This is a genomic window from Bacillus sp. LSHTCR4, from assembly GCF_057197025.1.
The window spans coordinates 24,560-47,552 of sequence record NZ_JBXUNO010000008.1 but is presented as its reverse complement, the minus strand read 5'-3'; the positions used below and the strand labels follow the sequence as shown (position 1 = coordinate 47,552).

Genomic DNA, 22,993 nt, shown 5'->3' with positions numbered 1-22,993 from the left:
CAACTACATGTTCAAATTATATTCAATTATAACTAGTTATATTTAGTTATATTTAGTTATAATTAATTATGTCAAAACGAAAGGGGATTTTTTTATGAATCAGTTTACATTACGATCCATCAAGGCACTTATCCTTTCTTTTCTTCTTATATTTAGTGTTGCATGTACAAGCGGAGATAAGAAAGAGAAATTAACTGCTAAAGAAGGAACAGCAGTTGAACTTACTATATCAGCAGCTGCAAGCTTACAAGATGCGCTAAAAGAAATTGAAACAAAATATAAAGAAAAAGAACCTAGTATTAAACTTTCTTTTAACTTCGGTGCTTCTGGTGCACTTCAACAACAAATTGAACAAGGTGCACCTGCTGATTTATTCTTCTCAGCAGCCGAAGATAAATTCCAAACTCTCGTTAAAAAAGGATTCATTAATGAAAAAGAGGGGAAAAATCTCCTTGGAAACGAACTCGTTCTAGTCGTCCCAAAAGATAGTTCTCTTACAAAAATTCAAGATTTAAAAGGTGAAAAAATAAAAAAAATCGCACTTGGTACACCTGAATCTGTACCTGCGGGAAAATACGCAAAAGCTTCTCTCACACATGAAAATCTTTGGAATGACGTTCAAAATAAAGTCGTATTTACAAAAGATGTTCGCCAAGTGTTAACATATGTAGAAACAGGTAATGTTGATGCTGGTATTGTATACAAAACAGATGCTCTTATTTCAAACAAAGTAAAAATTGGTGAGACAGCAGTGGCTACTTCTCATGAGCCAATTCACTATCCTTTAGGTGTTATAAAAGAATCTAAGCACAAGAAAGAGGCGACTTCATTTTATGAGTATTTGCAGTCAAAAGATGCACAATCTATCTTTAAAAAATATGGATTTACAGTCCTACCATAATTGCCATGAGCTTTGATGCTATTTTGTCACCAATCTTTCTATCTTTACGAGTAGCTGCATGTGCCACCATTATCGTTACCATTTTAGGAACGATAATCGGACGAGCGCTAGCACGCTCCTCATGGAGATATAAAGTAATATTAGAAACTATTTTCTTGTTACCAATGGTACTTCCGCCAACTGTAATCGGCTTTTTTCTCATTATCATTTTTGGAAATAACAGTCCTATTGGAACGTGGATAGAATCAATATTTCAGCAATCTATTATGTTCACATCTACTGCTGCTATCATCGCTTCTACAGTTGTTGCATTTCCGCTTATGTACCAATCAGCAAAAACAGGATTTTCTATCGCGAATGTACAAATTGAAGAAAGTGCTCGTGATCTTGGTGCAAGTGAATATCAAGTTTTTCTGCACGTCACACTTCCGCTTGCATTTCCTGCCTTACTAAGCGGAATGATTTTGAGCTTTGTTCGTGCGCTCGGTGAGTTTGGTGCTACACTCATGTTTGCTGGGAACATTCCTGGTAAAACACAGACTATCCCAACAGCCATTTACATGGCGATTGATGCAAGTAATATGCAGCTCGCCTGGACACTAGTAGTTATCACTATTAGTATGTCCCTCCTATTTTTGCTATGTATTCAGCTTATTAATAAAAGAATTACTAACTCGTAAAGCAGCTTTTTTAAAGCTGTTTTTTTATTTCTTAGGAAATAAAAATACACCGTCGGGAAATAACTGAATTTTACCTTTTATTTAAATATACATTCTATTTGAATTTACTTTCTAAAATAGGCAATTTCCTGTTATTATATGGAGGTGTTTCAAAAATTGAAGAAATGAAAACGCATTTATATCGTGAATTCTTCATCCTGTTTTAGCGATCGGTAATCTTCTACTCTATTAGTGGGGCATTACCGATCGTTAGAACGATATGTAATTATATTGGTATAGCAAAACGAAGGGAGTCTTGTAATGGACATTTTATTAGCGCTTCTTCCTGCAATTGCATGGGGAAACATCTTATTAGTAAGCGTAAAAATGGGCGGTGGTGCATATAGCCAAACGGTAGGTATGACAATCGGTGCTCTATTCTTCGCAACAATTATGTATGTATTTACTCAACCCGCTTTAACAATGACAATCTTGATTGTTGGTTTTATTTCAGGTTTATTCTGGGCTTTAGGACAAGTAAACCAATTAAAAACAGTTGAAAAGTTAGGTGTTTCTACTACTGTAACGATTTCTACTGGTATGCAACTTGTTGCAACTTCTATCTTTGGGGTTATCGCTTTCCGCGAGTGGACTACTACTACAACGATCATTCTGGGAACGATTGCAATCCTATTAATCGTAGTTGGTGTTGTATTCACATCATTAGATGATAAAGAAAATGCTCAGCCACCAGGACAATTGAAAAAAGGACTTCTTACTTTAATTGTTTCTACTTTCGGCTATCTTGTATATGTAATTATTATTCGTTGGTATAACATCGATGGTTGGTCTGCTATTTTACCACAAGCAGTTGGTATGTTTGTTGGGGCGGTTGTACTGACATCTAAACATAAACCATTTAACAAATATGCAATCCGTAATGCTTTATCTGGTTTACTATGGGGAACTGGAAACTTATTCTTACTTCTTTCACTACCACGTGTCGGAGTAGCAACAAGCTTCCCATTATCTCAAACTGGAATCGTTATCTCAACATTCGGTGCGATTGTATTCTTAGGTGAAAAGAAAACAAAACGTCAATTGATCTTTATTGCACTAGGTAGTGTTTTAATTATCGGTGGCGCTGTATTGTTAGGTATGACAAAAGCATAAACTTATAAATTATTAATCTCTGAAGCAGTTATGCTTCAGAGATTTTTTATTACAACTGTTTTTTAAGTATAATAATTTTTATAACCTTATTTGTATTAAACCTCTTCCCTCCATTTTCATCCTTCTCACAATAAGCCTTTTCTTTTTACAAAATTCTCTTAAAAATGGTATCGTTTTTTATAACATATCTCCACTAGAAAGGAATAGAGGATATGCTAACTAAACATCGAATTCTATTTATTGGTGCTGGTCGTATGGCAGAAGCTATATTTTCCGGATTACTTAAAACAAGCAAAGAATACATCGAAGAAATTATCGTTTCTAACCGAAGCAACGTAGAAAAACTGGAACAATTACAAGCGCGATATAATGTGTCTACTACAACAGATTGGAAGCAGCATGTTACATCTGTTGATACGATTGTTTTAGCAATGCCGCCTTCTGCACATGAAGAATTATTAGCAGAATTATCTCCTTTACTATCGAATCAACTTGTCGTAACGGTAGCCGCTGGCATTGGCCCATCTTATTTAGAAGAAAGACTTCCCATTGGGACACCTGTTGCTTGGATTATGCCAAATACAGCTGCTGAAATTGGCAAGTCTATCTCCTTATATACAATGGGACGATCAGTAAACGAGATGCATCAAGAGACCTTGCAACTGCTTTTAAGAGGAATTGGAACTTCGCAACTTTGTACCGAGGAAGAAGTTCATCAGCTTACTGCAGTTACTGGAAGTGCACCAGCCTTCCTTTATTACTTTGCTGAAAGCTTAATTGAAGCAACAAAAAGTTATGGAGTCGATGAAGCAACCGCAAAACACCTTGTCATTCAAATGATTTCCGGCTCTGCTTCTATGCTTGAACAAACGCAAGATCCAGCTAACCTCCGCGAACAAGTAACAACACCCGGTGGTTCCACAGCTGAAGGTCTCAAAGCTTTATATGAATATAATTTTTCAGAGGCAATTCAAAAAGCAGTAGAAGCAACAAACAAAAAAGCTAGGGGGAAATAATATGAATTTAACAAGTTTAAAAGACTATACAACATTACATAACGGTGTAAAAATGCCTTGGTTCGGTTTAGGTGTTTTTAAAGTAGAAGATGGTTCAGAAGTAATTGAATCTGTAAAAGCAGCAATTAAAAATGGCTATCGCAGCATTGATACTGCAGCAATTTATCAAAACGAAGAAGGCGTTGGACAAGCGATCTGTGAATCAGGTATTTCACGTGAAGAATTATTTATTACATCAAAAGTATGGAATAGCGATCAAGGGTATGAAACAACACTTCAAGCATTCGAAACTACATTAGAGAAATTAGGTTTAGAGTATTTAGATTTATATTTAGTACATTGGCCTGTAAAAGGAAAATATACTGAATCATGGAAAGCGTTAGAAAAGCTTTATAAAGATGGCCGTGTTCGTGCTATCGGTGTGAGTAATTTCCACATCCACCACTTACAAGACGTATTTGAAATTGCTGAAATTAAGCCAATGGTCAACCAAGTGGAATACCACCCACGTTTAGCACAAGAAGAGCTACACGCTTTCTGCAAAGAACATAACATCCAGCTTGAAGCTTGGTCACCATTAATGCAAGGCCAACTACTAGACAATCCAACATTACAAGACATTGCAACAAAATATAATAAATCAACTGCACAAATTATTTTACGATGGGATCTACAAAACGAAGTTGTAACAATCCCTAAATCTATTAAAGAACATCGCATTATTGAAAATGCAAACATCTTCGACTTTGAATTAAGTGCTGATGATATGAAAGCAATTCAAGCTTTAAATGAAGATCGTCGCGTTGGTCCAGATCCAGATAACTTTAACTTCTAATAGAAAAACCACTGCATATGGCAGTGGTTTTTTCGTTAAATAAAACTGAAAATTTAAACTATATTTCATTCGGTTGACACTTCATTATTCAAGGTGTAAGATTTTGAATTATCAAAGAAACACAAAAATTAATAAAGTTTATTCGTTTACTCATTGTATCAAGAGAGGTGGAGGGACTGGCCCTTTGAAACCTCGGCAACAGGTTCATTTTGAATACTGTGCCACTTCCTGCAAGCTTTGTGCTTGAAAGATAGAATGAGGGACTTCGTTTATATACGGGTGCATAACTTGTACGTAAAAATCCCTCTTTCTCAATATGAAAAGAGGGATTTTTTATTTTTCATTTCCCTCATCATCATCCAAACTTAATTATTTAGGAGGAAAATCAAATGAAAAAGAAGTTTGTACCCGGTATTGCATCAGTTGTAGGAGTAAGTATTTTATTAACTGGTTGCGGTAGTTATAAAAACGAAGCAAGCGGAGCAAATGCAAAAGACGAGGCACCTAGTAAACAGGTTTTAAACTTATCTTCACCTACTGAAATACGAACAATGGATACAGCTCGTGCTACAGACACTGATTCTGGCCAAGTAATGAGAAACGTATTTGAAGGCTTGTATAATCTTGGTGAAGGTAACAAACCTGTCCCTGGTGTTGCAAAATCTCATGAAGTAAGTGGCGATAAAACGAAATACACATTCCATTTGCGAGATTCAAAATGGTCAAACGGCACACCTGTTACAGCGAAAGATTTTGTCTTCGCTTGGCAAAGAGCTGTCGATCCAGCAACAGCCTCTGAATATGCATTTCTATTCTTTGATATTAAAAATGCAACAAAAATTAACAACAAAGAACTTCCAGCCGACCAACTTGGTGTAAAAGCAATTGATGACCATACGTTTGAGGTAGAATTAGAGCGTCCTGTTCCGTATTTTATTAGCTTAACAGCGTTCCCAACATTTCTACCAATTAACGAGGAATTCTTTAAAAAACAAGGTGATAAGTACGCTTTAGAAGATAATACAATCTTGTACAATGGAGCTTTTACACTAAGCGATTGGAAGCACGAACAAAGCTTTAAATTCAAGAAAAACCCTACCTATTGGGATAAAGATACTGTCAAACTAGAAGAAATCAATTTTAACATCGTAAAAGAAAAATCAACAGAAGTAAATTTATTTGAATCAAAACAATTAGACCGTATAAAATTAACATCTGATTTCGTTGATAAATATAAAAAGGATGCGAACTTTAAAGAGCGCCCGAACGTAGGCGTACAATTTTTACGTATGAATCAACAAAACAAAGTACTTCAAAACGTTTCTGCACGCCAAGCAATCGATCAAACAATTGATCGAAAATCTTTTGTAAATACGTTATTAAATGATGGATCTACACCAACCTTTGGTCTCGTTCCAAAGAACTTTGCAAAAGGGACTGATGGAAAAGACTTCCGTACTATAAACGGAGATTTAACCAAAATTGATACAAAATCTGCACAAGAGTTATGGAAAAAGGCTAAACAAGAGCTTGGTTCTGAAAAGATAACATTAGAATTATTAACAAGTGATGCTGACCTTGATAAGAAAACTGGTGAGTTCTTAAAAGGACAACTAGAAAAGAATTTAGATGGATTAACAGTAAATGTGAAACCACAACCACGTAAACAACAAGTTTCACTTTTATTAAAAGGTGACTATGAAATCGGTATTGACGGCTGGAGCCCTGACTTTGCTGATCCAATTACATTCCTTGAATTGTTTACAACGAATAACCCTTACAACTTGGATCATTACTCTAATAAGGAGTTCGATGAAACAATTGAAAAAGTTAAAACGACTTTAGCTGGTGATGAAAAAGCTCGTTGGGAAGCATTACTAGCATCCGAAAAAATATTATTTAAAGACTCTGTTATCGCTCCCCTTTACCAAAAAGGCGAATCTTATTTAGAACGTTCTTACGTGAAAGGAATTGTGCAAGTAGACTTTGCAGGTCAATTAAACTTCAAATGGGCACAAATTGAAAAATAAAGTGAAACTTTAATCAGCCCTAACCAATCGGGCTTTTACGGGCAGTTGATCCCCCACCTAACTTCTTTGCTTCCGCTGAATTTTGAGGTGAGGGTCTTACTGCCCGTTAATGCGGGATAAAAGGCAAGCTGAATTGAAGTTTTTCTATCTACAGTAATTATTTTATTGAAAAAATGTATTAAAAGCGGATTCTCAATAAGAGGAAATCCGCTTTTTTAATATATTATTTTAAAAAATTAATGCTCAACTTTTTATTATTGACATATAGTTCTCTCCAGTGTTAACATTCTAAATAATCAAAGAAACGAAATATTTAACCATCATAATATAACGTCTACTACGTCGAAACATATAATAATAAATTATAGTTCAACATGTATATACATATAGAACACCTGATTACCTACATGTACATATTTATAATAGGTTTTCTCTTCTTCTATAGATACACTTCAAGACATGGACATTATGACGTTACGAACAACACATTTAGGGAGGAACGAACAATGAAGAAAAAGGTTGTACCTGTTGTTGCATCTGTTTTAGGGGCAAGTCTATTACTAACTGCTTGCGGGGGAAATAAAGATAACGCAAGCGGAGCGAAGGCAAATGATAAAGCACCTGATAAACAGGCAATTAACTTATCATTTGCTTCAGAAATTCCAACAATGGATGTTGCAAAAGCAACGGATGGGGAATCCATGAACGTAATGCGTAATGTTTTTGAAGGGTTATATGCAATGGGAGAAGATAATAAACCGATTCCTGGTGTCGCTGAGTCGGTTGACGTTAGTCCCGATAAAACGAAATATACATTCCATCTGCGTGATTCAAAATGGTCAAACGGGACTCCTGTTACAGCAAAAGACTTTGTCTTCGCTTGGCAACGTGCCGTAAACCCTGATACAGCAGCTGAATATGCATTCTTATTCTTCGATATAAAGAATGCGAAACAAATAAACCAAAAACAATTGCCGATTGATCAACTAGGGGTCAAAGCTATTGATGACAAAACGTTAGAAGTACAACTAGATCGTCCTGTTCCCTACTTCTTAAGTTTAACGACATTCTCAACATTCTTACCAATTAATGAAGAGTACTTAAAGTCTCAAGGCGATAAATATGGTTTAGAAACAAATCATTTAATTTACAACGGTGCCTTCACATTAGATAACTGGAAACACGAGCAAAGCTTCCAATTGAAGAAGAATCCTAACTATTGGGATGCTAAAACGGTGAAATTAGAAGAAATCAACTTCAATGTCGTTAAAGATAAGTCTACAGAAGTTAATTTATATGATTCAGGACAAATTGATCGCGTTGCTTTAACTGCGGAGTTTGTTGATAAATATAAGGGCGATCCAAACTTCAAAGAACGCGCTGAAGTTGGCATTCAATTTTTACGACTCAATCAAAAAAATGAAACATTAAAAAATCAACATGCACGCCTTGCTATTAACGGAGCAATGAATAAGAAAGCATACGTAGAAACAATTTTAAATAACGGCGCTGTTGCAGCTGAAGGAATGGTTCCTGCGAAATTTGCAAAAAGTCCTGATGGCAACGACTTCCGTAAAGAAAATGGAAATCTAGTGAAAGACGATGTGAAAACAGCGAAAGAAAACTGGAAAAAAGCGAAGCAAGAACTGGGTACTGACAAAGTAACAATTGAACTCTTAACAAGTGATAATGCTTTAGCTAAAAAGACTGGTGAATATTTAAAAGGTGAACTAGAAAAGAACTTAGATGGATTAACAGTGAATTTAAAACCACAACCACGTAAACAACAGTTAAAACTACTGTTAAGTGGTGACTATGAAATCGGTATTGATGGCTGGGGCCCTGACTTCGCTGATCCAATTACATTCTTAGATTTATTTACAACAGATAGTGCTTACAACTTCGATAAATACTCTAACAAAGAGTACGATGAGCTAATTCATAAAGTAAAAACAGATTTAGCTGGTGATGAAAAAGCTCGCTGGGAAGCAATGAAGCAAGCTGAAAAAATTCTATTACAAGACGGTGCTGTCGCTCCTTTATACCAACAAGGTCGTTCTTACTTACAACGCTCTTTCATTAAAGGACTTGTAACAACTGACTTCGGTGGTGAGTTTAACTACAAGTGGACAAAAGTTGCAAAATAATAAGTGCTAATAAAAAGGTATCCCACCGAGGATACCTTTTTATTTTATGCTTCTTTAACTACAGAGCTTATTCTTCCCTTTACCATTCCTTTCATAGCTAAAGTCATCACTGCTACTGATTGTGTAACCAATACAATAACTAATAATGAAATAATATTTCTCTCTAAACTAACTCCTCCAAATATTATTGTATAATAGCCATTCGCTGCATATGTTGCAGGAAATAATCCGCCGATTGTTTGATATGTTTTAGAAAGCATTTCAGTACCTCCTCACAACTTCAATTTACCATATACATACAAATCGTTTTTGATTTAAATTGCGGATTAGCCCTTGTGACTACGGAATAATAATTTATTTTCAACACATACATAATTACATGTTTTTGGGAAACACTTGTATAGAACGAATTTACATAAGGAGGAATTTATAATGAGAATTCTACTATCAGTTTTATTAGCTCTTATGCTAGTACCTGTATTAACAGGATGTAAAGCTCCTGCAAAAGAAGATACAACTTCTAATAAAAAGACGACTGAAGAAGCAAAAAACGAGGCTCCTGCAGATTTAAAACTAAACTTCAATGAATTCGATTTAAAGGCAGACTACCAAGATACAAAGAAAGACTACGAAGCAGACTATAAAAATGTAGCAGCTGATAAGAAAATGGAAGCAAAAATTGAAGATCATAAAGCAGATGTAAAATTAACAGGAGACGAGGCTATCACAAAATTAAGCCCACTTCTACAAGAATTAAAATTTGATAAAGATACTGCTGACCAAGAAGTAATCGATCAAGTAGTGAACGTGTTCAAACTTGATAAAGACTATCAAAAATTTGATTTAGAAGTTGTCTTCTCTGATGGAACGAAAAAAGAATATAAGAGAGAAATAAAATAAAGAAGTAGGCGGTTGCCTACTTCTTTATTTTTGCATATCTTAAATCTGGTTTAGATCCAACATAATATTGAAGTCCAGATACCGTTTGTTTTTGTAAATAGGAATCCGACGGGAATATAATTGGAATTAATGGTGAATCTGTAAACATAATATCTTCCGCTTTATGCAATAAGTCAAAACGCTTATCTTCATTTTGTTCAACTTCTGCTTCCTTCACTAAAGCATCAAATTCTTTATTATGCCATTTTGCATAATTGTTTGGACCATCACCTGCATATAAATCTAATTTAGTAATTGGGTCTAATAGAGAACCGCCCCATCCCATATAAGCTAATTGGAAATCACTTTGCTTATATGTGTCGATATAACTCTTCCACTCTTTATTTTCTAATTTAATATCTACGCCAAGGTTTTTCTTAAACATTTCTTGCATTGCTTCTGCTACTTTTTTATGTTGTGTATCTGTAGTGAACTTTAATGTTACTTCAGGTAATGTAGACCAGCCTTGTTCTTTCATGCCTTCTTCTAATAATTTTTTCGCTTCTGCTGGATCAAATTTAACGTAACCACCTTTTTCTTTACGGAAATCACGCCCACTTTGTGTTTTTGCTCCTTCTGGAACGAATGCATTTGCTTCTTGTGCATTGTTTTTATACAGTTTTTCAACAATAAACTTACGATCAACTGCTAATGAGAATGCTTTACGTACCTTTGCATTTGTGAACGGCTCTTTTTCTACGTTAAACGAATAAATATAAGATGAGAATCCTGCAACACGCTTGTATTCTTTATTTCCTTTTTCTTTCTCAATCATCTCTTGTGGTAAACCACTTAGTAAATCTAATTCTTTTGATTTGTATAATTGGTACGCTGTTTTAGAATCTGGAATAATACGAAACTCAATTTCTTTTAATGTTACCTTTTTATCATAGTATTCTTTATTTTTTTGTACTGTAATAGCCTGATTGTGCTTCCATTCTTTTAATGTGAATGGTCCGTTCGTAATTAACTCTTTTGGATCTGTTTTTAATTTATTATTATCATCAATTGATTTTTTAGATAATGGAATGAATAATGAGCTTGCTAATTTTTGTTTAATGGAAGACACTGGGTGCTCAAGTGTTACCTTTAATGTTTGAGGATCAATGACTTGAATGCCAACTTGTCCTTCTTCACCTTTTCCAGTATTGTATGCCTCTGCCCCTTTAATAAAATACATTTCTGTCGCATTCATAGAACCCGTTTTCGGATTTAATAATCGCTTCCATGCAAATTCAAAATCATTTGCTGTAATAGCAGAACCATCTGACCATTTAATATCTTTCTTTAAATGAATTGTATACTCAGTTCCATCAGCATTTACTTCTTCTTTCTCTGCTAATTCATTTTGATATTTCCCATCACTATCTTGCGTATATAAGCTTGAGAATAAATGTCCAATTACATAACCTGAAGTACTATCTGTCGCGATAGCGGAATCAAGTGTATATGGATCGCTACCAATATTCGTTACTAATCGATCTCCTTCTCCCTTACCAGCACTCGCCTTTTGCGTCTCTTTCTTACCGCAAGCGACAGAAGTAATTGCTAAAACAGTCATAATGACAAACAGTAAAAACTTCTTCATCCTACATTCTCCTTTAACCTGAAATTTTTGGTGTTGATGCCAATAGTGTTTTTGTATAAGAATGTTGTGGATTACGGAATACTTCGTCCGTATTTCCAAATTCAACAAGTTCTCCTTTGTATAAGACAGCTACTTTTTCACATAAATAGTGAACCATCGGTAAATCGTGAGCGATGAATAAATATGTATAACCTTGTTCTTTTTGGATTTTTTGCAGCAGATGTACAATTTGAATTTGCAATGAAACGTCTAATGCTGAAATTGGTTCATCAAGAATCAATACTTCTGGCTCACACAATAACGCTCTTGCAATAGCAATTCGTTGACGTTGTCCTCCGCTAAATTCGTGCGGATAGCGATCAATATATCGTCTATCTAATCCCACACGTTCTAGCGCATCACCTGCTACTTTATCCTTTAATCCTTTATCACCTAAACCGAATGAAATATAACCTTCCGTTACGCTATCGCGTACTTTCCAGCGCGGATTTAATGCTGCTGTGGAATCTTGAAAAATAAACTGTACTTTCTGTAAGAAATCACGTTTATGAGCTGCCTTCAACTTGTGAACGACTTGACCGTTATAATCAATTTCACCAGACGTTGGGCTCTCAATCCCAGCTATGAGCTTACCAAGTGTTGTTTTTCCTGAACCACTTTCTCCAATAATGCCAAGCGTTGTTCCTTTCGGGATCGCAAGTGATATGTCTTTTAACGCTGCGATTTCTTTATTTTTACTTCCATACGTTTTCGTTACTTGCTTTACAGTAATTAAATCTGTCGTCATGAGGCATTCACCTTCTCTTTTGATTTCGCCTTATTATGCTCCAGAACATGTTGCCAGCAATGTGAACTATGCTCCTTGGAATATGTTGTTCTCTCTGGGAAACGATGAATACATTCTTTTATCGCTACTGGACAACGATTTACAAAAGGACAACCAAAGCTATTTAACGTCTCAATGGAAGGTGTCGTCCCTTCTATTGCACGTAATACTTTTTCGGAATCATCCATATTGGGAATTGCTTGTAATAAGCTTTTTGTGTATGGATGTTTAGGGGAACCTATCACTTCCTCTATCGTTCCTTTTTCAACAACACGTCCTCCATACATCACAACTACTCGATCCGCTACTTCACGTACAAGTGCTAAATCGTGCGTAATTAGTAAAATACTCGTATTTTGCTTTTCCTTTCTTTCCTTTAATAACTCCATAATTTGCTTTTGAATTGTTACATCTAATGCTGTCGTAGGTTCATCCGCAATAACGAGTTTTGGGTGGCAGGCAAATGCAATTGCTAAACAAATACGTTGCCTCATGCCTCCGCTTAATTGATATGGATACTGTTCAAAGCGTTTCTCTGCTTCATGTATCCCTAAATCATTTAATAAGTTAATCGCAATTTCTTTTGCTTCTTTTTTCGATTTCTTTTCGTGTTGCAAAATCACCTCTGTAATTTGCCTTCCCGCCTTCATCGTCGGATTTAAAGATGAAAGTGGGTCTTGAAAGATAAAAGCAATATCTTTCCCACGAATTTGATTCCATTCTGATTCTTGTAGATTCGTTAATTCCTCTGATTCAAAAGATATATTTCCATCATCAATATGAATTGATTCTTGATTTAAGCCGATAATAGATTGTGCTGTAACACTTTTCCCCGAGCCACTTTCTCCTACAAGCGCAACTATTTCACCTTCGCTAATAGAAAAGGAAACATGCTTCACAATTGCTTGTTTACTATTCTCTTTTTCAACGGCTAACGTTACGTTTTCTAAAGATAAGAGCTGTCCCATGTTTTTTCTCCTTTCGATTCCGTTTTACGATTTTTGGATCAATTGCATCTTGTAAACCATCACCAATTGCGTTAAACGCGAACATAATGAGCGCAATCATGATTGCTGGGAAGAATAGCTGCCACCATTCCCCGCTTAGTAATGTCCCAAGTGCATCATTCGTCATCGTCCCCCAGCTTGCTGCCGGTGATTGCACTCCTAGTCCGATAAAGCTTAAAAATGATTCTGAGAAAATAGCTGCTGGAATTGTAAATGATAAATTTACGATAATAATGCCTGTTAAGTTCGGAATTAAATGCCCGTATATAATTTTCATATGTGATGTACCTAATCGCTCCGCTGCAATAACAAACTCTCTTTGTTTTAAAGATAAAACTTGCGCCCTAACGAGACGTGCCATACCAATCCATCCTGTTAATGCAAGGGCGATGATAATGGTAAAAAGACCTGGTTTCATAACAATTAATAGTAAAATAACAATTAATAAATATGGGATACCATATAACACTTCGATTCCTCGTATAATCCACTCATCAATTAATGTCCCAAGGCGATTGCGCCCTCTCACATATCCACTAAATCCTCCGATTAGCACACCAAGTCCTATATCAAGAGCAGCTGCCACTAATCCAACTGTTAATGAAATTTTCCCGCCAGCCCAAGTACGCGCCCATATATCTCTTCCCAAATCATCTGTTCCGAACCAATGCTCACTACTAGGTGGTAAGTTTGTTGCCTCTTTTACTTGTTCACTCGCAGTAAATGGCGTTAAACTTTCACCAACAAGTGAGAAAACAATAATGAGTAATAACGTCACTGATCCTAAAACTGCGATTGGATTCGATACAAACTTACGAAACACTTCTTTCTTTCGGCTAATCTTTTGCTGATCTTTATTTATTGTTAATTCTTTTTTCTCTTCATTTGTTAATAACTGGTCATTAATTTCATAAGCCCCCATCTAAACATCTCCCTCCTTACGTAATAGAACGAATACGTGGATCAACAATACGATGAATAATATCTGTAATAAAAATACATACAATTAAAAGTGCACTATAAAAAATGGTTGTTCCCATAATCACTGGATAATCTCGATTAAAAATACTATCTACAAAATATTTTCCGAGACCAGGAATTGAAAAAATCTTTTCAATAACGAAAGTACCTGTTAAAAGTCCCGCCATTAATGGTCCAACAAATGTAAGTACCGGAACAATTGCATTTCGAAGAGCATGTCTTATAATAATCTTCTTAATCGGTATACCTTTCGCTCTCGCTAACTTAATATAATCACTCTGCAGTACTTCGATCATATTAGAGCGAACAAATCTTGTAATCACTGCGATTGGTCCTAACGCTAATGCAAAGGATGGCAATACCGTATGTTCAAATGTACCCCAAGAGGCTACTGGTAAAAGCTCGAATTGAATAGCGAATACTTGTATAAATAGTGGTGCTAAAATAAAACTCGGAATAGAAATACCGAGGATGGCAAGTAAACTTACACCGTAATCAATTACCTTCCCATGATAGAGAGCAGCAAATGTACCTGCAGCAATTCCGACTAGCAATGAAATAACAAGTGCTTGTAAACCAATAATTGCTGATGGACCAAAACCAGTTGTTATAATCTCTGATACACCTTGCCCGGTTGATTGAACAGATTCACCAAAATCAAAATGAACTACGCCGTCTAAATAAGCAACATATTGATTCCATAACGGTTCATCAAGGTGATACTTCGCTCTCATGTTTTGGATCACTTCTTCAGGAAAGATTTTTGCATCTGATGAAAATGGATCCCCCGGAATAATATGCATAATTAGAAATGTCACCGTCGTAATAACCCATAGCGTGAACACCATAACTGATAATTTTTTAATTACATACACTTCAATAACCCCCTAAACACATATATTTACTTAGTTTTATAAACGTACTTTTTCCATTACTCCCTTTTCTCTTTTTAGAATACAAAAAGCCTTGATCTTAAAAAATAAGATCAAGGCTTAATAAACAAAGGCCCATCACTTATCTTTCAAGACTTGCTTGCTGGAATTAGCACGGTGTTCCTATTAAAGAACCCGCTGCTGAGGTGTCATAGGGCCAGTCCCTCTACCTCTCTGGATAAGTAAATTGCTATATTATTATTTGGTTCAAATTGTATATTTCGAATTATAATTCTGAAAAAATGAAAAGTCAATCAAATTGGATATATTTAGAAAAATCAGTTTTAATACTTTTATTTATCTATATCGTATTTCGCTTATGATAAAAAAGATATGAAAGGAGTTATAAGATGGACCCCTTACTTCTAGCTACTATAGGATTACCCTTAACAATCGTTATACTTGTCATCATCGGCTTCTACAAACTCTTCATCAAAAAGAAAAGTATAACTTCTTTTTATACCCCTTTCGATAAAATTACCGGGCAAACTATTTCCGAATTTCACGAAGAACAGAAGATATTAGTATCCGAGGATGAAGACGAAGATGGCAAGAAGAAAAAATAACCTTGCATAGGCAAGGTTATTTTTTCGTTTCTGCTTGAAAACGTTTATAGTATGTCGATGCTGTTGCAAAATTAATTTCTATATCACGAATCAACGATGAATCTTCTTCTTTAGCTAACTTCTGTAATTTTTTCATTGCTTGTTCCGATTCATTCAAGAAACCGACATATACCTCATGTTCTTGCTCTTTCGACTTCGGAACACGAATTTCTTTTCGGATATGATCAATATCTTCTAACATATTTGTCGTTACCTTTTGCACATTTTCTTTATATGTAGCAGTCGTTATTTCCTTACCGCCCTTTTCCTTTGCCACTTCAAATAGCTGCAGTGCGTTATTAATTTCTTTATTCATTTTCATATCGTATTTTTCATGTACTGCACGGTATTCTTTCATCTCTTCTGTTTGCTCTGTAGATTGCTCTACCTTTTCTTTCGGTTCTTTCGTATCCTTATTTCCATTACATCCTGCTAGAAGGATCATACTTCCCATTACAGCAATACCCAAAACCTTCTTCATCTCTTCTTCTCCTTTTATCTACAGCTACTACTCATTATAGTTTCTTTTATCTCCACTTGTTATTATACCGAGAACATCCTACTTTTTACACTTAAGACGACATCGTAATATATATACCAACATGTTTGTCACAGTATCGTCACTTTATACAAATAACTTTTGCACTGCTTTACTACAGCACCTTACAAAACTGTAAGCACACATAAAGAACAAACCATGCTAGACTTACATATGCATAACGCAAACATATGTAAGTTTTTAAGGAGAATCATCTATGTACAATACAATCCCTTTTATGGGAGAAGATATTCGTGTCCTTATTCGCGAAAAATCACTTCATATCGAAAATACAGAGAGCCTTCGCCGCGTATTAAAAAAGAAGCATGCTCCATTTAAGTTAGCCCAATATTTAAAACAACAACATACAAATCAATTTCATACAGTGCTAAATATATCAGATAAATCATTAACAATCGAAATCATCGATCATGTCTACATTGGAAACTTCGCAGATATCTTAAAAGAAATCCCACGTATACCGAAAATTGCTCCTATTGTCGTTAAAAAAGCGTATAAAATTACCGACCATACCGATATTATCGACTGCGGGGAAAAAGAAGTTGATAGTAATCGCTGGGTGTGGGATAAACTTGCTGTTTTATATGATACGATCATGAATAATATGTATGAGGTATTTCAAAGAAATAAAAAAAAGAACTGATTCAAATATTCCCTTTGAATCAGTTCTTTTTTGTTAAGCCTCTAAATTTTGTCTTGCTTGCAGTTCAAACTGCTTTTCACTTCTTCTAGCCATAAATAAATAGCATAGTACCGCACCAACTTCACAAAGAGCTATCACAACACCCATCGGTAATGCGGTATTACTTCCACCAATACCTACTAGAGGTGCAACAAGCGCTCCTGAAATGAACTGTAATAAGCCTAATAAAGCTGATGCTGTTCCTGCAGCTTGTTTTTGATTTCTCATCGCTAATGAGAACCCAGTTGTTGAGACAACCCCAACACTTGATACGACAAGGAATAACGAGCATAAAACACCAATTAACCCTATTCCTAGTAAGATTGTCAGTAGTAAAGATAAACCACCAACAGCTGCAATAATGATACCAGAGACAAATAATGTCTTCTCATTCACTTTCCCCGCTAAACGACCCGTAACCTGACTAGCAATAATAATACCGATACCGTTGATTGCAAAGAATAAACTAAATTGCTGTGGTGATGCTCCGTATATGTTCTGCAACACAAATGGTGAACCCGAAATGTATGCAAACATTGCCGCTGTTACTAATCCTTGTGACAATGCATATCCCATAAACAGACGGTCCTTTAACAATTTTCCGTACGTCGCCAAAGTTCCTGACAAACCACCCGTTTCTCTTTCTTCAGGAGGTAATGTTTCACGCAATACGAAAGTGGCTGAGATTAACATGAATACGCTAATTGCTCCAAGAACGATGAAAACACCGCGCCATGTTGTAAACTGTAATAATTGTCCCCCAATAATCGGTGCCAAAATAGGTGCTGCTCCGTTTACTAACATAAGCAGTGAGAAGAACTTCGTCATTTCAGAACCTGAATACATGTCACGTACCATTGCACGTGATATAACAATCCCGGCTGATCCTGAAGCTCCTTGTAGGAAGCGTAATAACACTAAAGTCCAAATAGATGGCGCAACAGCACAAAGTAAAGAAGAAGCAACATAAATAATGAGAGCAATAATAAGAGGTTTGCGTCTTCCGTAAATATCACTAATTGAGCCAACAAATAATTGTCCTACTGAAAGCCCAAGCAAACAAGCTGTTAATGTAAGCTGGGCTAGGGATGCACCTGTTTGCAAGTCATCCGTTAATTTCGGTAACGAAGGTAAATACATATCAATAGATAATGGCCCAATCGCCGTAAGTGTTCCTAATACAAGAATCATCCATAACCTGTTCATCTTTACAGGCTTATATATTTCCTGATTAACTTCATTCACTTTTTTCGTTCACCCTTTCCTATACATACTAAATCGTAACAATTATAGTTACAACATAAACATACGTCAAGTATAGCGCATTTTCCTGTTTAATTCTGTAAAAAAAGCGATAGAATTTCTATCGCTTTACTTGTTCAAATTACTATTTGTAAATTTAGATACGGAAGACATCGCCTCTCCTGTATCTAAATATGTGATTTGAATTGGATCTCCCACTTCTGTAAACATAGCATATGGGAATTTCTTCACAGGTATCATAAATACTTTTTGTTCATTCTCTAACAGTACGTACACGATTGTATTTTCACCTGATTTTTCTTTATATACACGTTGTACAGTGCCTTCTTTTTGCGCCTCTTTTCCATTTGAAGTCGGTCTAAATGAATCTCCACTTCCATTCAGCGCATTTTTATAATTCTCAAGCGCTTCTTTTTGCGTCGAACCTGTTGCAAATATTTTCGCATTAGAAGCATAGATAACAGTATGGGCACGTACTAATCCTCCGTCATCAATAACAGGTACAATCCAAGAAGGTTTACCGTATACGTTATAAATAACCGGCATCGTTCCATGCCACTTTTCTCTCTTAAAGGAATTATCCACGACTTCCGAAGCAGCCGAACCATCCATAATTCCCTTTACTTCTTTTCCGTTATAGTAATACAACTTACCTGTACGCGCATCGATAAGTGAATAACCTAGTGCAGAATCTACTCCTTCTTTCGGAGAAGTGAAATCAGTAAAGTAATATAGTGTTCCATCCTTACCGAAAATCGGTGTGACTCCTTCTTTCGTTCCCCACTCAGTCGGGATCTTCATATCAGTTTGCGAGAATTTTGTATTCCAAAATCCGTGAATGTATTTACCGAAGTACGTATTTAACGTAGATGCAGTCTCGTGATTTAATACGCCATCAACAAATTTAGGTGCCTTTCCTTTATCGTATCTTTTCACTTCACCTGTTTGTGCATCTACTACTACAACGCCCTCTACCTCAAATCCAGATCTTCCTGAAATAAATTCGCCGTACGTCATTGTGTAATACGGTTTCCCTTTATCATCAACTTCAAATTTAGGTTTTCCTTTAAAAATTAAATTTGGTTCTGCTTGCCTTACCACACGCTCTAAATTATTTCCGAAAAACATGCTTGGCACGTATTTCATTTTATAACCAAGGTGCAGTTTCGCTTCTGCATCAGGATTCGTACCTGACATCGTGACGTACCCTGGAATTGTCTCCGCTTTACGAGCTTTAAAAAATCCTGAAACTTCAATCGGTGCTACGTATAAAGCCTCACCATTTACCATTTGTGGCGTTAATTCTCCTAGCTCAAAATAAGCTACTTTCGGAATATCCCCAAATACTTTTTTCATCTTATTCTCCGCTGTCTTTGGCGGCACTGTAAACGGCTGATCATTTTCAGTAAATGGCTCTGAAATATCTTTCTCTACCTTTACAACAGAATCATATTTCGTTTGCGAGATTACTATATCGTGCAAATAACCAAAGTAGCCGTAACTTGCGAGTAAAACAAACATTAGAATTCCTTTTAATGTGCCTTCTAATTTTCCTATTTGATCTTGTGAAAATAAAACAAGCCCAATTAAAATTGCTACTGCAACAGAATAATGAGTAAGAATTGAATCTGCTCGATCATCAATTAGCCAAAAATATTCATAGATTGCAATACCTATCCAAAATAAAACTGGAATAACTAAAATGGATGATTTCTTACCCTTTACAACCTTCTCATCCCCTTTCTTATCCACTGCTCGAAGTTTACTACCGCTTCTTCTTGTCCATGGAATCAAAAACAAAGTGAGAATAGCTAAAATTAAAAATTTCATCAAAGGCAATGTCCCCTTTTCTTTTGTCTTCCCCTTTAGTATAACAAATAAAGGTTATTCAGGTAAAAATGGGAATCGTTATATTTTTTTACTACTTAATACAACTCCGCTTACTACATATAAGATAGATGCAATATAAAAAATCGTGCCGATCGTAAAGAAATCTACTAAATATCCTGTTGCAATAATTGCTACTGCTCCCCCAATCGATGTCCACACATGATATTTTCCAATCTCATAACCAGCATTTTCTTGTACAACTTTTCGTGCTAACGACGTCTTCTCTGTATTACGCTGCACAGCCCCTAAAATACCCATTAAAATTTGAAGAATGTATACATGCCATACTTCTGTTGCAATAGGAAAACAAAGCATTAATATTGCTATAGACCAGGCGTATATAATTAGTAACTTTCTATCACCTACTCTATCAGAGATTCTTCCAACTAACGGATATACTAGAGCTGAAGTTAAGGCAAATAAGCCATATGCCCAGCCAAACTGTGAGAAGCTATTTCCAACATTCCGAAGCAATAGAATGTAAAAAGGAAATACCATACTTCCTGCCATCATAATGATGCTTTGTGAAGCTACAAATCTTCTATATGTCATTTCGTATACTCCCTATAAAATAAATTCACAAATCTCTCTTTTGGATCCGCTTCTTTTTTCTTCTGAAGAAACTCTTCTATACGAGGATATGCTCTCTTTAACTGCTCTTTCGTTGGATAAGAATAATACGGTAAATAATAACTACCATTATGTTTCAAAGTAACATCGACCATTTTCTGAATGACATCTTCTGTTTTCTTTATCTCACCCTCTGAGCGGCCCTGGTTAATTAAAAGGACCAACGCAAACATATCATCTTTCGCATATGATAAAACTGCATTTTCATTCTTTTCCACGTAACGAATCGTAATATTGAGCAAATTAAACTCTTCCTCATTTAATACGTTACGTAAATCATCTATGTATTCCGTGAAAGAATCTATAGGCACAAAATATTCTTGTAACACCTCTGTCCTATTCGGATTTTCATATTCCATAAAGGCACTATCTGACCTCATAACATTATTTCGCGTCTCATACTTTCCATCTGTACGTTCGAAATAACTTCTTTGTATATCCCAGAACGTATCTTTTCCCCAATCACTATAGCGTGATAATCCAAGTAAAAATTTAGGCGCTGCTATAATAGTTTCTTCTTTTAATTCACTATACTCCTCCCTCATATTTTGGTTTTGTGCCAATGTATAATCTGTCACATACATTTCTCTTAAAAATGAATTTGGAGCAACAGAAATACGAGCTAAGTGCATACGAACATTTTCATCTTTTTTCACTTTCTCTTTGAAATAAGACATGTATTCTTTATAATCTAGCATTTTCGTGTGCGTTTCATATAATTCATCATTTGTTAACTTTAAGGTCACATCTAAAATGACACCAAATAACCCGTAACCGCCAATGACATAAGGAAATAAATCTGCATTCTCTTCTCTACTTACATTACGCACCGTACCATCCGCCATTAGCAATCTAAACGACTCTACTGTATCAATCAATGCTTCATGACGAATATCACGACCATGTACATTTACACTTAATGAACCGCCAACCGTAAAAATATTTTGAGATTGCATAACTTGAACCGCAAGACCATATGGATTTATTTTCTTTTGAATATCATTCCACGTGACACCACTTTGAACTGTAATGCGCTTCTTCTCTGGATCAAATTCTAATATTTTATTATACCCTTTCATATCAAGCATCGTACCATGTGGATAATACGTCTGCCCGCCCTGACTATGTTGCATACCAGCAATAGAAATCTTCTCTCCAGAAACATTTGCATCTTGCACTAATTTTATTAACGAGTGCTCATCCGTAGCACTTTCAACACGTTTTATTTTTGTCGGAAGCAATTTACCTACATCACTTATAATAGGATGATCCAGTTGTTTTTTATATGTATATACAGACGTTGCAAGCAAAACGGTATACGCTACAATGGCCACTACTATCTTTCTTTTTTTCAAATGACACTCTCCTTGTTTGAATTTCTTTCACTACATATTGTACCTATTTTTCTAAGAAGAAAATATGTTAGTAACGAAAAAAGAGAGATGCCCTTACTTTTTTGGGGCATCTCTCTGCAAATCAATCAATTCGTTGCTGGCAACTGTATTGGATCAAATTTTTCATACGATGTATATTTTATATCCGTCATAAAATGTGCTTTCTCCTTACTATTTCTACTCACAACTATATCCATTCTCAATGACTCATATTTAAAATCTTTTGTAATCATATATTCTGCATCTATCTCTTCTACCTTTGCATTCTGTGCTTCTAATGCTTTCTTCTGCGTTTCACCTATACTACCTAAAATACTCTCTGCATCTTTTCCTTTTAACCTGAGCTTTAATTTATATTTGTCTCCGCTTTTTTCTATATTCATTTTTTGTACAATTTCTGGCGGGATTTCTACATTCTCTTTCACACTCTTGGCTGCATTCATCCCACTAATATTTAATTTCTCCTCTGGTATAGATATAACTTCACCCGTATTAGGATTCTTCACTTGACCAACAATTTTATCATTTACACCATAAATGATAATATCAGTACCCGAAACATTCATTTCAGCACGAGAACTCTTTGTTTTTGGCTCTATTTGTATTTTAGCCTTCACTATACTCAGTTCTTGTCCGTCAGCCTTTATGTCCATATTCTGCATCAACGTTACATACTCTTCATTTTTTAAGTTTTCATACGCCTTATTAAAAACATCCTTTGCGGCTAATTCCTTCTCTTTCTTTACTGATGCCGTTTTGGGTCCATCCGTCTTTGATACTTTATCACTACTACACCCTACCCCTAAACCAATTGTAAGTAACAAACTAGAAGCTATCATGATTTTCTTCATAAAAATCCCCCTTTACCAAATAATACCACTGTTTTTTCTTTTAAATCCATATGATTTTCAATTTCATTATTTAACATGTTTGATG

General features: G+C 35.5%; 22 protein-coding genes and 2 riboswitches. Of the genes, 10 read left to right on the top strand and 12 right to left on the bottom strand.

What is annotated here, in order from left to right:
• The first annotated feature begins 94 nt into the window (after nt 1-94).
• From modA to AC2CGR_RS26715, 7 genes are all read left to right on the top strand, one after another.
• Nucleotides 95-901, top strand: a complete 807-nt coding sequence (modA, locus tag AC2CGR_RS26745; protein WP_131101258.1) for a molybdate ABC transporter substrate-binding protein — start codon at nt 95-97, stop codon at nt 899-901.
• Nucleotides 902-906: 5 nt separating this feature from the next.
• Nucleotides 907-1,581 carry a molybdate ABC transporter permease subunit gene (modB, locus tag AC2CGR_RS26740; protein ID WP_000006670.1) on the top strand — a complete coding sequence of 225 codons (675 nt, stop codon included), beginning with the start codon at nt 907-909 and terminating at the stop codon, nt 1,579-1,581.
• 300 nt (nt 1,582-1,881) lie between these two features.
• Nucleotides 1,882-2,733 (top strand): GRP family sugar transporter, encoded by an 852-nt coding sequence (locus tag AC2CGR_RS26735; protein ID WP_000353544.1) that lies wholly within the window; start codon nt 1,882-1,884, stop codon nt 2,731-2,733.
• A 212-nt stretch (nt 2,734-2,945) separates the two neighbouring features.
• Nucleotides 2,946-3,749, top strand: coding sequence for a pyrroline-5-carboxylate reductase (gene proC, locus AC2CGR_RS26730; RefSeq protein WP_000956266.1), 804 nt, complete (start codon nt 2,946-2,948; stop codon nt 3,747-3,749).
• A 1-nt stretch (nt 3,750) separates the two neighbouring features.
• Nucleotides 3,751-4,584: an aldo/keto reductase gene (locus tag AC2CGR_RS26725; RefSeq protein WP_484481362.1), complete on the top strand. Its 834-nt coding sequence runs from the start codon at nt 3,751-3,753 to the stop codon at nt 4,582-4,584.
• A 152-nt stretch (nt 4,585-4,736) separates the two neighbouring features.
• Nucleotides 4,737-4,841, top strand: a riboswitch (SAM riboswitch).
• Nucleotides 4,842-4,973: 132 nt separating this feature from the next.
• Nucleotides 4,974-6,614 (top strand): peptide ABC transporter substrate-binding protein, encoded by a 1,641-nt coding sequence (locus tag AC2CGR_RS26720; protein WP_131101256.1) that lies wholly within the window; start codon nt 4,974-4,976, stop codon nt 6,612-6,614.
• A gap of 506 nt (nt 6,615-7,120) precedes the next feature.
• Entirely contained in the window at nt 7,121-8,761 is a 1,641-nt protein-coding gene (locus AC2CGR_RS26715) for a peptide ABC transporter substrate-binding protein (RefSeq protein WP_270184602.1), read from the top strand.
• 44 nt (nt 8,762-8,805) lie between these two features.
• Here AC2CGR_RS26715 and AC2CGR_RS26710 read toward each other — a convergent pair whose 3' ends face one another.
• Nucleotides 8,806-9,021 carry a hypothetical protein gene (locus AC2CGR_RS26710; RefSeq protein ID WP_033685880.1) on the bottom strand — a complete coding sequence of 72 codons (216 nt, stop codon included), beginning with the start codon at nt 9,019-9,021 and terminating at the stop codon, nt 8,806-8,808.
• Between the two features lie 172 nt (nt 9,022-9,193).
• On the opposite strand from AC2CGR_RS26710, the gene AC2CGR_RS26705 reads away from it, so the two are divergent.
• Nucleotides 9,194-9,661 carry a YusW family protein gene (locus AC2CGR_RS26705; protein WP_001221561.1) on the top strand — a complete coding sequence of 156 codons (468 nt, stop codon included), beginning with the start codon at nt 9,194-9,196 and terminating at the stop codon, nt 9,659-9,661.
• Between the two features lie 16 nt (nt 9,662-9,677).
• On the opposite strand, the gene AC2CGR_RS26700 is transcribed toward AC2CGR_RS26705, so the two are convergent.
• Genes AC2CGR_RS26700 through AC2CGR_RS26680 form a run of 5 tightly spaced genes read right to left on the bottom strand, consistent with a single transcriptional unit; the run spans nt 9,678 to nt 14,977 of the window.
• On the bottom strand, nt 9,678-11,288 hold the full coding sequence (locus tag AC2CGR_RS26700; RefSeq protein ID WP_000714108.1) for a peptide ABC transporter substrate-binding protein: 1,611 nt from the start codon (nt 11,286-11,288) through the stop codon (nt 9,678-9,680).
• Between the two features lie 13 nt (nt 11,289-11,301).
• Nucleotides 11,302-12,075, bottom strand: coding sequence for an ABC transporter ATP-binding protein (locus AC2CGR_RS26695; protein ID WP_000205663.1), 774 nt, complete (start codon nt 12,073-12,075; stop codon nt 11,302-11,304).
• Complete coding sequence (locus AC2CGR_RS26690) at nt 12,072-13,082, bottom strand: ABC transporter ATP-binding protein (RefSeq protein WP_484481361.1); 1,011 nt, start codon at nt 13,080-13,082, stop codon at nt 12,072-12,074. Before AC2CGR_RS26690 ends, AC2CGR_RS26695 begins: the two co-directional genes overlap by 4 nt.
• Nucleotides 13,039-14,043 (bottom strand): ABC transporter permease, encoded by a 1,005-nt coding sequence (locus AC2CGR_RS26685; protein ID WP_000501525.1) that lies wholly within the window; start codon nt 14,041-14,043, stop codon nt 13,039-13,041. Before AC2CGR_RS26685 ends, AC2CGR_RS26690 begins: the two co-directional genes overlap by 44 nt.
• Before the next feature lie 16 nt (nt 14,044-14,059).
• Nucleotides 14,060-14,977, bottom strand: coding sequence for an ABC transporter permease (locus AC2CGR_RS26680; protein ID WP_071723403.1), 918 nt, complete (start codon nt 14,975-14,977; stop codon nt 14,060-14,062).
• Nucleotides 14,978-15,113: 136 nt separating this feature from the next.
• A riboswitch (SAM riboswitch) is annotated at nt 15,114-15,219 on the bottom strand.
• 165 nt (nt 15,220-15,384) lie between these two features.
• Here AC2CGR_RS26680 and AC2CGR_RS26675 point away from each other — a divergent pair.
• Nucleotides 15,385-15,600 (top strand): DUF3951 domain-containing protein, encoded by a 216-nt coding sequence (locus AC2CGR_RS26675; protein ID WP_071723405.1) that lies wholly within the window; start codon nt 15,385-15,387, stop codon nt 15,598-15,600.
• A gap of 16 nt (nt 15,601-15,616) precedes the next feature.
• Here AC2CGR_RS26675 and AC2CGR_RS26670 read toward each other — a convergent pair whose 3' ends face one another.
• Entirely contained in the window at nt 15,617-16,120 is a 504-nt protein-coding gene (locus AC2CGR_RS26670; RefSeq protein ID WP_071723407.1) for a hypothetical protein, read from the bottom strand.
• A 274-nt stretch (nt 16,121-16,394) separates the two neighbouring features.
• Here AC2CGR_RS26670 and AC2CGR_RS26665 point away from each other — a divergent pair, with 274 nt between their 5' ends.
• The gene (locus AC2CGR_RS26665; RefSeq protein WP_484481360.1) at nt 16,395-16,841 is read left to right on the top strand and encodes a hypothetical protein; all 447 of its coding nucleotides are present in this window, start codon (nt 16,395-16,397) and stop codon (nt 16,839-16,841) included.
• Between the two features lie 33 nt (nt 16,842-16,874).
• Here AC2CGR_RS26665 and AC2CGR_RS26660 read toward each other — a convergent pair whose 3' ends face one another.
• The 5 genes from AC2CGR_RS26660 to AC2CGR_RS26640 form a co-directional block, all read right to left on the bottom strand.
• On the bottom strand, nt 16,875-18,086 hold the full coding sequence (locus tag AC2CGR_RS26660; RefSeq protein WP_131102690.1) for a multidrug effflux MFS transporter: 1,212 nt from the start codon (nt 18,084-18,086) through the stop codon (nt 16,875-16,877).
• Nucleotides 18,087-18,251: 165 nt separating this feature from the next.
• Nucleotides 18,252-19,973: a DUF3981 domain-containing protein gene (locus AC2CGR_RS26655; protein ID WP_484481369.1), complete on the bottom strand. Its 1,722-nt coding sequence runs from the start codon at nt 19,971-19,973 to the stop codon at nt 18,252-18,254.
• Nucleotides 19,974-20,051: 78 nt separating this feature from the next.
• On the bottom strand, nt 20,052-20,585 hold the full coding sequence (locus AC2CGR_RS26650; RefSeq protein ID WP_484481359.1) for an MFS transporter: 534 nt from the start codon (nt 20,583-20,585) through the stop codon (nt 20,052-20,054).
• A complete protein-coding gene (locus tag AC2CGR_RS26645) occupies nt 20,582-22,018 on the bottom strand; it encodes an FAD-binding protein (RefSeq protein ID WP_484481358.1) in 1,437 nt (478 codons plus the stop codon). The genes AC2CGR_RS26650 and AC2CGR_RS26645 overlap by 4 nt, the downstream gene beginning before the upstream one ends.
• A 125-nt stretch (nt 22,019-22,143) precedes the next feature.
• Nucleotides 22,144-22,908 carry a DUF6612 family protein gene (locus AC2CGR_RS26640; RefSeq protein ID WP_087996374.1) on the bottom strand — a complete coding sequence of 255 codons (765 nt, stop codon included), beginning with the start codon at nt 22,906-22,908 and terminating at the stop codon, nt 22,144-22,146.
• Nucleotides 22,909-22,993: the final 85 nt, after the last annotated feature.

Bases quoted from the DNA above. Each gene is read 5' to 3' on its own strand.
- AC2CGR_RS26665 (WP_484481360.1), top strand. From the start codon at position 16,395: ATGTACAATACAATCCCTTTTATGGGAGAAGATATTCGTGTCCTTATT.
- AC2CGR_RS26695 (WP_000205663.1), bottom strand. From the start codon at position 12,075: ATGACGACAGATTTAATTACTGTAAAGCAAGTAACGAAAACGTATGGA.
- AC2CGR_RS26655 (WP_484481369.1), bottom strand. From the start codon at position 19,973: ATGAAATTTTTAATTTTAGCTATTCTCACTTTGTTTTTGATTCCATGG.
- AC2CGR_RS26670 (WP_071723407.1), bottom strand. From the start codon at position 16,120: ATGAAGAAGGTTTTGGGTATTGCTGTAATGGGAAGTATGATCCTTCTA.
- AC2CGR_RS26725 (WP_484481362.1), top strand. From the start codon at position 3,751: ATGAATTTAACAAGTTTAAAAGACTATACAACATTACATAACGGTGTA.
- modA (WP_131101258.1), top strand. From the start codon at position 95: ATGAATCAGTTTACATTACGATCCATCAAGGCACTTATCCTTTCTTTT.
- proC (WP_000956266.1), top strand. From the start codon at position 2,946: ATGCTAACTAAACATCGAATTCTATTTATTGGTGCTGGTCGTATGGCA.
- AC2CGR_RS26705 (WP_001221561.1), top strand. From the start codon at position 9,194: ATGAGAATTCTACTATCAGTTTTATTAGCTCTTATGCTAGTACCTGTA.
- AC2CGR_RS26710 (WP_033685880.1), bottom strand. From the start codon at position 9,021: ATGCTTTCTAAAACATATCAAACAATCGGCGGATTATTTCCTGCAACA.
- AC2CGR_RS26660 (WP_131102690.1), bottom strand. From the start codon at position 18,086: ATGAACAGGTTATGGATGATTCTTGTATTAGGAACACTTACGGCGATT.
- modB (WP_000006670.1), top strand. From the start codon at position 907: ATGAGCTTTGATGCTATTTTGTCACCAATCTTTCTATCTTTACGAGTA.
- AC2CGR_RS26685 (WP_000501525.1), bottom strand. From the start codon at position 14,043: ATGGGGGCTTATGAAATTAATGACCAGTTATTAACAAATGAAGAGAAA.
- AC2CGR_RS26650 (WP_484481359.1), bottom strand. From the start codon at position 20,585: ATGACATATAGAAGATTTGTAGCTTCACAAAGCATCATTATGATGGCA.
- AC2CGR_RS26690 (WP_484481361.1), bottom strand. From the start codon at position 13,082: ATGGGACAGCTCTTATCTTTAGAAAACGTAACGTTAGCCGTTGAAAAA.
- AC2CGR_RS26715 (WP_270184602.1), top strand. From the start codon at position 7,121: ATGAAGAAAAAGGTTGTACCTGTTGTTGCATCTGTTTTAGGGGCAAGT.
- AC2CGR_RS26640 (WP_087996374.1), bottom strand. From the start codon at position 22,908: ATGAAGAAAATCATGATAGCTTCTAGTTTGTTACTTACAATTGGTTTA.
- AC2CGR_RS26675 (WP_071723405.1), top strand. From the start codon at position 15,385: ATGGACCCCTTACTTCTAGCTACTATAGGATTACCCTTAACAATCGTT.
- AC2CGR_RS26720 (WP_131101256.1), top strand. From the start codon at position 4,974: ATGAAAAAGAAGTTTGTACCCGGTATTGCATCAGTTGTAGGAGTAAGT.
- AC2CGR_RS26735 (WP_000353544.1), top strand. From the start codon at position 1,882: ATGGACATTTTATTAGCGCTTCTTCCTGCAATTGCATGGGGAAACATC.
- AC2CGR_RS26700 (WP_000714108.1), bottom strand. From the start codon at position 11,288: ATGAAGAAGTTTTTACTGTTTGTCATTATGACTGTTTTAGCAATTACT.